This is a genomic window from Streptosporangium minutum (assembly GCF_002149035.1).
GTDB lineage: Bacteria > Actinomycetota > Actinomycetes > Streptosporangiales > Streptosporangiaceae > Streptosporangium > Streptosporangium minutum.
Genome location: NZ_NGFP01000321.1, coordinates 1 through 9288 on the forward strand (window position 1 = coordinate 1; position 9288 = coordinate 9288).

Below are 9288 nucleotides of genomic sequence, written 5' to 3' on the forward strand. Positions count from 1 at the left end.
GGTGCGGGGTTCAGCAGGTGGGTGCGGGGTCCGGGCTGGTGGTGCGAGGCACAGCAGGTTGGCGCGGGGCCCGGACAGGTGGTGCGAGGCTCAGCAGGTTGGCGCGGGGCCCGGACAGGTGGTGCGGGGCTCAGGTGGGTGGTGTGGTGTCTGAGCGGATGATCGCCTGACCTGATTGGGCGTCGCGGCATGGCGCGCGTCATGCTGGGCACCATGATTGTCGATCCATCCGAGGAGTTGCCCGTGGTCCTGGTCGGTCCTGACGGCCCTGGCCCTGTCCTTTCCGTCCTTTCCGTCCTTTCCGGAACCGCGTCCGCCGGGCCGTCCGCCGCGCTGTCCGCCGGGCCGTGGCCGGTGGGCGCGTGAGGGGCTCCCTACTGGTCGCCGGCACCACCTCCGACGCCGGTAAAAGCGTCGTCACCGCCGGGATCTGCCGCTGGCTGGCCCGGCAGGGCGTGAAGGTCGCGCCGTACAAGGCGCAGAACATGTCACTCAACTCCTTCGTCACCGCCGACGGCGCCGAGATCGGCAGGGCCCAGGCGATGCAGGCCGCCGCGTGCGGTCTGGAGCCCAGCGCGGACATGAACCCGATCCTGCTCAAGCCGGGCAGTGACCGGCGCAGCCAGGTCGTGGTCATGGGCAGGCCGCTGGCCGATGTCGACGCGATGGAGTACTGGGATGTCAAGGACCGGCTCCGCGAGGTCGCCGTGGACGCGCTGGAGCGGCTGCGCGACACCTACGACGTGGTGGTCTGCGAGGGCGCGGGCAGCCCGGCGGAGATCAACCTGCGCAGGGGCGACATCGCCAACATGGGTCTGGCCCGTGCCGCGGGCCTGCCGGTCATCGTGGTCGGCGACATCGACCGGGGCGGGGTCTTCGCCTCGCTGTACGGGACGGTGGCCCTGCTGGAACCGGCGGACCAGGTGCTGATCGCCGGGTTCGTGATCAACAAGTTCCGGGGGGCGCGCGAGCTCCTCGAACCCGGTCTCGACATGATCAGGGACCTGACCGGCCGCGAGGTGTACGGCGTGCTGCCCTGGCTGGACGGCCTGTGGCTGGACGTCGAGGACTCCCTCGCCCTGGACAACCGGCCGGCGATCGGCGCGCGCACGCCGTACGGCAGGCAGACCCTGCGGGTCGCGGTGGTCAGGCTGCCGCGCATCTCCAACTTCACCGACGTCGACGCCCTGGCCTCCGAGCCCGGTGTGGTGGTCCGCTTCGTGACCTCCCCGGCCGAGCTGGACGACGCCGACCTGGTGGTACTGCCCGGCTCCCGCGCGACGGTCTCCGACCTGGCCTGGCTGCGCGCCACCGGCCTGGCCGACGCGCTGCGAGGCCGGGTCGTGCTGGGCATCTGCGGCGGCTACCAGATGCTCGCCCGGACGATCCACGACGGCGTCGAGTCCGGAGCAGGCCGGGTCGAGGGGCTCGGGCTGCTGCCCGCGACGGTGGAGTTCGCCGCAGAGAAGACGCTGGGCCGCCCGGTCGGCGAGGCGTACGGCTGCCGCGTCGCGGCCTACGAGATCCATCACGGCGTCGTGACGGCAGAGGGCGGCGACCCTTTCCTGGACGGCTGCCGGGCCGGCTCGGTCTGGGGTACCACCTGGCACGGAGCCCTGGAGAACGACGACTTCCGCCGGGCCTTCCTCGCCGACGTGGCGGCCGTCTCCGGCCGTGACTTCACCCCGGCCCCGGACGTCTCCTTCGCCGCGTTGCGTGAGGAGCGGCTGGACGCCCTCGGCGACCTGATCGAACATCATGTGGACACCGCAGCCCTGCTGGGGCTTCTGGAAGACGGCGCGCCGCGGGGCCTGCCCCTCCTGCCTCCTGGTGGGGCTCCGCGCGGCGCACCGGATTTCTCGCACACTAGAAGCATGGAAGGTGAGAGATGACCCGGGTGGTGTTGATCCTCTTCATCATGGCCGTGATCGCCGCGGTGGTCCTCGGCGCCGCGCTGGTGTTCCGCGCGTCCAGGGCGCGCAAGCCCGTCCTGGAGGAACCTCGCGAGATCCTGAAACGCCGCTACGCGGCCGGTGAGATCGACGAGGACGAATACCTCCGCCGCATGTCCGGCCTCTCCCAGGACTGGTAGGGGGTCACCCGCCCCGCGGCCTACCTTCAGGGCACGGAGCGCCGGGGGGCTGGAGCACCAGGGGGATCTGCGGCAGCCGGGCGTAGCCGGCGGCCCTGAGCGATGCCGGGCGGTCGCGCCGGATCGTCTCGCTGCGGCCGTCCGTCGGTGCCTGGATCTCCCGGTTTTTCACCGTCCGCGCGGATGCCCCTGCGGACCGGCCCCTCGGCACTCCTCGGAACTTCTCGGAACTCTCCGGTGCCGACGGGGGGCGTCGGTCCGCCGAGCACCGGCCCTGCACCCCACCCCCGTGACCGAGATGCCGCACGGGCTGCCGACAGGCGCCCCGGTCGGCACCGCCGTGTCCCGGTGCCTTGCTTTCGCGCCGGCCGGCTACCTGTGGGCGCGGGCGAGGTTCAACCGCAGCCGGGGCAGCGGGATCGTGAGGCCGGTCTTGACTGTGCCGACACCCTGTGAGAAGGCGCGCCGCGTAATGAGGCGGTCGCAAAGTTCCCGATGATTCAGGTAATCCGCGTTATTCCAGGTCAGCGGGGTACTTCCTGTGATTACCCAGTAGGTCCGCCGCCGGCTGGACGACGATCGTCCGGGATGGACGGCGTCCGCGCCGCAGGCGGCGCAGCAGCGGCAGGAGCGCCCGGGGGCCGAGATCGAGAAGCGACCAGCCATGTGGGGGCAACATGAGCGAAGGACACGACCGTACAACCGACCGTCTCGCCCGTGCGCTGGGCTGGGCCAGCCTGGGCCTGGGCGTGGTACAGGTCGCCGCGCCGGGCGCTGTCAGCAGGCTCAGCGGCGTCGACGACTCGGCCCGGGCCCGCGGCACGATATTGCTGGTGGGTGCGCGAGAGCTGTTTCACGCGGCGGTACTGCTGGGCAGCCGCAACCCTGCCTCCTGGGTATGGACCCGCGTCGCGGGCGACGCCTTGGACCTGACGGCGCTGGGCCAGGCGCTCGCCAACCGCGCCGGCCGGAGACGCGGCCGCGTCGCAGCCGTCACGGCGGCGGTCGCCGGCATCACGGCCGTCGACATGTACACCGCGGTACGCGCGAACCGGCCCCACGAGGACCGAGGGGAAGACGGAAGGGATGAGCGCACCATGAACCTTCACGCGGCCATCACGATCAACCGCCCCCGCGAGGAGGTGTACCGCTACTGGCGCGACTTCGAGAACCTCCCCCGCTTCATGGCGCATCTGGAGTCGGTGGAGATGGTCGGCGGTGGACGCTCGCGCTGGAAGGCGAGGGCACCTCTGAAGAAGACCGTCGAGTGGGAGGCGGAGATCGTCGAGGACCGCTCCGGCGAACTGATCGCCTGGCGTTCCACGGAGGGCGCTCTCGTCGGCAACAGCGGTTCCGTGCGCTTCTCCGACGCTCCCGGCGGACGCGGCACGGAGATGCGGGTGAACCTCGGGTACGACCCGCCGGGCGGCAAGATCGGCATGACCCTGGCCAGGCTGCTGGGCGAGCATCCCGAGCAGCAGGTCCGAGATGACCTGCGCCGGTTCAAGCAGGTCGTGGAGACCGGCGAGGTGGTCCGCTCCGAGGGCAGCCCGGAGGGCACCCGCGCGGTGCGGCAGCTCATACAGCGTCCCGCCCAACCCGTGAGGTAAGGAGAATCCGATGAAGGCCACCTGCTGGATGGGCCGGAACACCGTCGAAGTCCAAGAGGTTCCCGATCCCCGGATCCTGAACGCCCGCGACGCCGTCGTGCGCATCACCTCGACCGCGATCTGCGGTTCCGACCTGCATCTCTACGACGGCTACATCCCGACCGTGAAGAAGGGCGACATCCTCGGCCACGAGTTCATGGGCGAGGTGGTGGAGGTGGGGTCGGAGGTGTCGACCCTGCGGGTCGGTGACAGGGTGGTCGTCCCCTTCCCGATCGCCTGCGGCAACTGCGCCGCCTGCGAGCACGGCCTGTACTCGGTGTGCGAGAACTCCAATCCCAACGCGGGCCTGGCGGAGAAGCTCATGGGCCACTCTCCTGCGGGCATCTTCGGTTACTCCCACATGCTCGGTGGCTACCCCGGGGGGCAGGCGGAGTACGCGCGCGTGCCGTTCGCCGACGTGGGACCGATCAAGATCGAGGATGACCTGCCGGACGATCAGGTGCTGTTCCTGTCCGACATCCTGCCCACCGGCTGGATGGGCGCGGAGATGTGCGACATCAAGCCCGGGGACGTCATCGCTGTATGGGGGGCCGGGCCTGTCGGCCAGTTCGCGGTCGCCAGCGCGTTCCTGATGGGCGCCGAGCGGGTCATCTCCATCGACCGCTTCCCGTACCGGCTGAAGAGGGCCGAGCGGGCGGGCGCGGAGACGCTGAACTACGAGGAGGTCGACATCCTCGACGCGCTGCGGGACATGACCGCAGGCCGCGGCCCGGACGGGTGCATCGACGCGGTGGGCATGGAGGCCCACCACCCCACGGGCCTCGTGCACGCCTACGACCGGGTCAAGCAGGCGACCCGGATGGAGACCGAGCGGCCGCACGCCCTGCGCGAGGCGATCATGTCCTGCCGCAACGGCGGGACCGTCTCCGTGATCGGCGTCTACGGCGGCCTGCTCGACAAGTTCCCGATGGGTTCGTTGATGAACCGGTCGCTGACGCTGAGGAGCGGCCAGTGCCACGTGCAGCGATACCTGGAGCCCCTGCTGGGGAGGATCCGCAACGGAGACATCGATCCCAGCTTCGTCATCAGCCATCGCATGCCTCTGGAGGATGCCCCGCGCGGCTACGAGATGTTCAAGAACAAGCAGGAGGAATGCAACAAGGTGATCCTCACGCCGTAGGCGTGCTGACCCGCAGAGGTTGAGTACGGGAGCGATCCTCCAGGTGATCGATGTCCGGGCGACGGCGCAGGTCGAGTGGCTGTGGTCAGGCCTTCGTCGCCGGGGCGGGGTGGTTCTCGGAGATCCAGGCGTCGATCTTCTCCCAGTGGTCGAAGAGCCAGCGGATCTGGCTCTCGCGGTCACGTGGGACGTCGGCGGACCGTACCCGCCACCACCGGGCCCTGATCTCGGCGCGGACGGGAAGCTTGCGCCAGACGTCGCCGAGGGTGATCAGATCGTCGAGGCCGGTGTGGGCGACGAAGATCACGTCAGCGGTGGGGCAGGCCTCGATGGCGGCGATGGCCCCGTTGGGGCGGGGGGCGAGGAGGTGCTCCATGCGGCGGGCGCGGGAGGCCTCTTCCGCCAGGCCTTTCTCCTCCAGCCGGAATATGGCGCGCCAGCGGCGTCTGGGGGTGAAGTTGCCGCCCTCGGGGAAGATCACGAGGGCGTCGTCGGCGTCCATACCGGCGGCCAGGCGGCGGATCTCGGTGAGGACGCCGCTCTCGGCGACCTTGCGGGGGACGAAGGCGTTGGGGAGACGGTTGATCACCACGTCCAGGGACGGGTCGAGCTGGAGGGCCGCCTTCATCACGATCCTCGGGCGCCTGCCGTACAGGACGAGAAGGTGGTGGATGAGGAGGAACGAGTCACCGGGGCCCGCGTGGCGGGACAGGACGATGACCGGGCGGGTCAGGCGGCGGGAGAGCTCGCCGGGGGTCTGCGGCGGCTCGTCGACCTCGACGCTCAGGCGGAAGATCCGTACGGCGGCGCCGTACACCCGTGACAGGAACCACCGGATCAGGGCGTAGTGCCGCTCCTGGTGCTCGTCGCGGTGGAGCCACCCGCCGAACCCGCCGGCCACCCAGAGGCCCAGGCAGGCGACCAGCGCCATCGACTCCAGGGTCAGCCACGCCACCGCGAACCAGACCAGCCGGGTGCCGCGCCGCTGCGGGGGCGGCAGGCGCAGGGAGGCCGCCGCCACCACCAGCAGCCAGATCGGAAGCGTGACCACGGCGACCACGGTGAGCACGATGAGGAGGGGGGCGAGGATCAGGCGGCGGAGGAAGCGGGGAGGGAGCACGGCGGTCTCCTTCCTGGGAGGGGCCCTGCACGACCTTGCTCAGGCGGGCGACTGCTGAGCCAGGTATCGGGACGAGGCCCGGTAGGCGCGTTCGATGTACCCAGATATACGTGACGAATCCCGGTAACGCAGCTGGGACAGATCCACTCCGGGGCGGGCGTCGCCGCCGGCGGGCATGACATGGACCTCGATGTCGGCGGGGAGGGCCGCCATCTCCTCGGCGAAGCGGTGACGGCGGGCGATCTCGAAGGCGACCAGGCCGACCTCCCACGGGCGGCGCGGGGCGACCAGGGGCCGTTCGATCCGGCCGACGTGCAGGACGTACACGCGGCGGGCTCCGAGGGCGACCGCACGGCCGACGGGGATGCTGTGGACCAGGCCGCCGTCGAGGAAGTGGCCGTCGCCGATGCGGACGGGAGGCAGCAGGCCGGGGACGGCGCAGGAGGCGATCACCGCGTCGACCACGGGACCTTCGGTGAACCAGTGGGCGGAGGCGTGTTCGACGGAGGCGGCCACGCACTGGAACGGCACCGCGAGATCCTCGATGCGGGAGACCGGGAGCATCTCGGCCAGCAGGTGGCGCAGCGGGTCGGAGGAGTGCAGGTGGGTGCCGGTCCTGGCGAGGGTGGAGATCCGTGTCATCCAGGACCCGGCGAAGGCCGTGCGGACCACGTCGGACTGCCACAGCCCGGTCAGGCCGGCGACCGCGTCGCCGGGGGAGGCCGCCAGCATGACGCCGTTCAGCGCGCCCACGGACGTGCCGACGATCACATCCGGCTTGACGCCCGCCTCGTCCAGCGCCCGCAGCATGCCCACCTCATGGGCGCCGAGCACGCCTCCGCCCCCGAGCACGAAGGCCGTGTCCACGTTCATAGCCCAACGATAGACCGGCGTTCACGGCCGCGTGGCGGGCCGGAGCCAGGCTCCGGAGTCGGCGGGGGTTCGGCCGGCGGGGGTTCCGGGGGAAGTTCCGGATCCGGGCAACGAACGAGGGGCCAACTGTCGGAGTCCGGCCATGACCGGAGCCGGGCCGGGCCGTCACCATCGGGGGCATGACAGCGGTAGTGCGGACCGAGGGACTGACCAAGTTCTACGGTGACCGCCGGGGCCTTGAGGATCTCGACCTTGAGATCCGTCCCGGCGAGGTGTTCGGGTATCTCGGCCCGAACGGTGCGGGAAAGACGACCACGATCAGGCTGATCCTCGACGTGATCCGGCCCACCAGAGGCCGGGTGACCGTGCTCGGCACGGACCCCCGTGACGCGAGGGTGCGCGCCCGGATCGGTTACCTGCCCGGAGAGCTGGCCCTGGAGGGCAGGGAGAGGGCGAGGGACTACCTGGCCTTCCTGGGCGGAGTGCGCGGCGGTGTGTCCAGGGAACGGATCGACGCGCTGGCCGAGCGGCTGGAGGCCGACCTGTCGGCGCCCATGGGCAGGCTCTCCAAGGGCAACAAGCAGAAGGTGGGACTGATCCAGGCCTTCATGCACGAGCCGGAGTTCCTGATCCTGGACGAGCCGACCAGCGGCCTGGACCCGCTGGTGCAGCAGGAGTTCCTGGCGATGGTCCGGGAGGTCCGCGCCTCGGGGCGGACCGTGCTGATGTCCTCGCACGTGCTGGCCGAGGTGGAGAACGTCTCCGACCGGGTGGGGATCGTCCGGGCCGGGCGGCTGGTGGCGGTGGAGGACATCGCCGCGTTGCGGGAGAAGGCGGTGCGGCTGGTGGAGTTCCACTTCGACGCGCCGGTGCCCCGCGAGGCGTTCGAGGGCCTTGCGGGCGTGCGGGATCTGCGGGTGGAGGGCGCGAGCGTCCGCTGCACGATCGACGGCCGTCCCGACGCGCTGGTCAAGGCGGCGGCGCGGTTCACCGTGGTGCACATGGTCAGCGCCGAGCCCGATCTTGAGGAGATCTTCCTCACCTACTACAGCGAGGAGGGGGGACATCATGCCCGTGCTGGTGTCTAAGAGCCTGCGGGACTACCGCAGGTCACTGGTCGGCTGGACGGTCGGCATCACCGCGTTCTTCGCGCTGTACCTGTCGTTCTACCCCAGCATCACCAAGGACCCCGAGCTGTACGGCCGGGCCGCGCTGGCCAAGTTCCCCGGCGCCATGCGCGACCTGATGGGCGGCCTGGAGGACTTCACCAGCGGCGTCGGCTACCTGCACAGCCTCGTCTACCAGCTGTTCGGACCGATGCTGTTCGTCGTCTGCGCCGCGATCCTCGGCAACCGGGCGCTCGCGCAGCCGGAGGAGTCCGGCACGCTGGAGCTGACCGTCACGCTGCCGGTCGACCGCAGGCGGCTGGTCTTCGAGCGCTTCGCCGCCCTCGCCCTCGGCCTGCTGGGGCTGGCGGTGGTGACGTTCCTCGCGGTGTGGGCGCTGTCGTCCGCGGTCGACATGAACGTGGCGTTCGACCGGATCCTCGCCGGGCACACCGGGATCCTCCTGCTCAGCCTGCTCTTCGGCACGCTGGCCCTCGCCGTGGGCGCCGCCACGGGACGCAGGGGGATCGCCATGGCCGTGGTGGGGGTGGTCGCGGTGGGCGGCTACGTCGTCGAGAGCATGGGCAGGAACGTGGACGCGATCTCCTGGCTCAGGTGGATCTCGCCGTTCCACTACTACCTCGACGGCAGGCCGCTCTACCAGGGCTTCCCCACCGGTGATTACCTGGTCCTCGCGGGGGCGACGGTGGTGCTGCTTCTGACCGCGATCCTCGCCTTCGATCGGCGCGACGTAGGAGTCTGATGGACGAGGTCCCGGGGGTGCCCGCCGACCTGCTCGGCGGGCACCCCCGTGTTCTGACGGCCGCCGCCGCGACCGGGCGGTTGCCCGACCGCGACACGCTGGACGGCTACCGGGCGGCGGGCGTGCGGGCCGCCGAGTCGGGCGTGCCGCTGCGCGCACTCGTCGAGGCCGCCCTGCTCATGGCCGAGTCCGTGGTCCCGGTCCCGCTCCCCGCCCTCAGACGGACGATCTCGGCCCTGATGGAGGGCTACGAGAACGCCCAGCGCCTGGCTCTGCGTCAGGAGGAGGCGGCGCGCCGGGAGTTCGTGGACGACCTGCTCCAGGGGCGGGCCGACCGGCTCGCCGAGCGGGCCGAGCACTTCGGCCTCCGGCTGGCCGAGACCTACGTGGTCGCGGTCGCCCGCCCCGCCGGGCCGGTGAGCGACGGCCCGGCGGGCGGAGCCCCGGGGACCGGCGAGGCGGGGTACGGCGCTCCGGGGCACGGTGGCGCGGAGGAGGACGGCTCGGCGCCCCTGGGGCGGATGAAAGGCGGTCCGGCGAGGGG

At 71.1% G+C, this 9288-nt stretch carries 8 protein-coding genes and 1 pseudogene; 7 read left to right on the top strand and 2 right to left on the bottom strand.

Annotation, left to right across the window (positions count from 1 at the left end):
* Positions 1-362: 362 nt before the first annotated feature.
* From CA984_RS39710 to CA984_RS39725, 4 genes are all read left to right on the top strand, one after another.
* Positions 363-1892 (top strand): cobyric acid synthase, encoded by a 1530-nt coding sequence (locus tag CA984_RS39710; protein WP_086578521.1) that lies wholly within the window; start codon positions 363-365, stop codon positions 1890-1892.
* Positions 1889-2092 (top strand): SHOCT domain-containing protein, encoded by a 204-nt coding sequence (locus CA984_RS39715; protein WP_086578522.1) that lies wholly within the window; start codon positions 1889-1891, stop codon positions 2090-2092. The genes CA984_RS39710 and CA984_RS39715 overlap by 4 nt, the downstream gene beginning before the upstream one ends.
* 677 nt (positions 2093-2769) lie before the next feature.
* Positions 2770-3702 (top strand): SRPBCC family protein, encoded by a 933-nt coding sequence (locus CA984_RS39720; RefSeq protein WP_086578523.1) that lies wholly within the window; start codon positions 2770-2772, stop codon positions 3700-3702.
* A gap of 10 nt (positions 3703-3712) precedes the next feature.
* Positions 3713-4882 carry a zinc-dependent alcohol dehydrogenase gene (locus CA984_RS39725; RefSeq protein ID WP_086578524.1) on the top strand — a complete coding sequence of 390 codons (1170 nt, stop codon included), beginning with the start codon at positions 3713-3715 and terminating at the stop codon, positions 4880-4882.
* Positions 4883-4967: 85 nt separating this feature from the next.
* Here the strand turns inward: CA984_RS39725 and CA984_RS39730 are convergent, their stop codons facing one another.
* Positions 4968-6002: a 1-acyl-sn-glycerol-3-phosphate acyltransferase gene (locus CA984_RS39730; protein WP_086578525.1), complete on the bottom strand. Its 1035-nt coding sequence runs from the start codon at positions 6000-6002 to the stop codon at positions 4968-4970.
* A gap of 39 nt (positions 6003-6041) precedes the next feature.
* On the bottom strand, positions 6042-6875 hold the full coding sequence (locus CA984_RS39735) for a patatin-like phospholipase family protein (protein ID WP_086578526.1): 834 nt from the start codon (positions 6873-6875) through the stop codon (positions 6042-6044).
* A gap of 179 nt (positions 6876-7054) precedes the next feature.
* On the opposite strand from CA984_RS39735, the gene CA984_RS39740 reads away from it, so the two are divergent.
* The 3 genes and pseudogenes from CA984_RS39740 to CA984_RS39750 all read left to right on the top strand — a co-directional run.
* Positions 7055-7963: an ABC transporter ATP-binding protein gene (locus tag CA984_RS39740; RefSeq protein WP_086578527.1), complete on the top strand. Its 909-nt coding sequence runs from the start codon at positions 7055-7057 to the stop codon at positions 7961-7963.
* Entirely contained in the window at positions 7944-8744 is an 801-nt protein-coding gene (locus tag CA984_RS39745) for an ABC transporter permease subunit (RefSeq protein ID WP_086578528.1), read from the top strand. Before CA984_RS39740 ends, CA984_RS39745 begins: the two co-directional genes overlap by 20 nt.
* Positions 8744-9288: pseudogene (locus tag CA984_RS39750) on the top strand (PucR family transcriptional regulator); the annotation flags it as partial. The gene CA984_RS39745 and the pseudogene CA984_RS39750, both read left to right, overlap by 1 nt.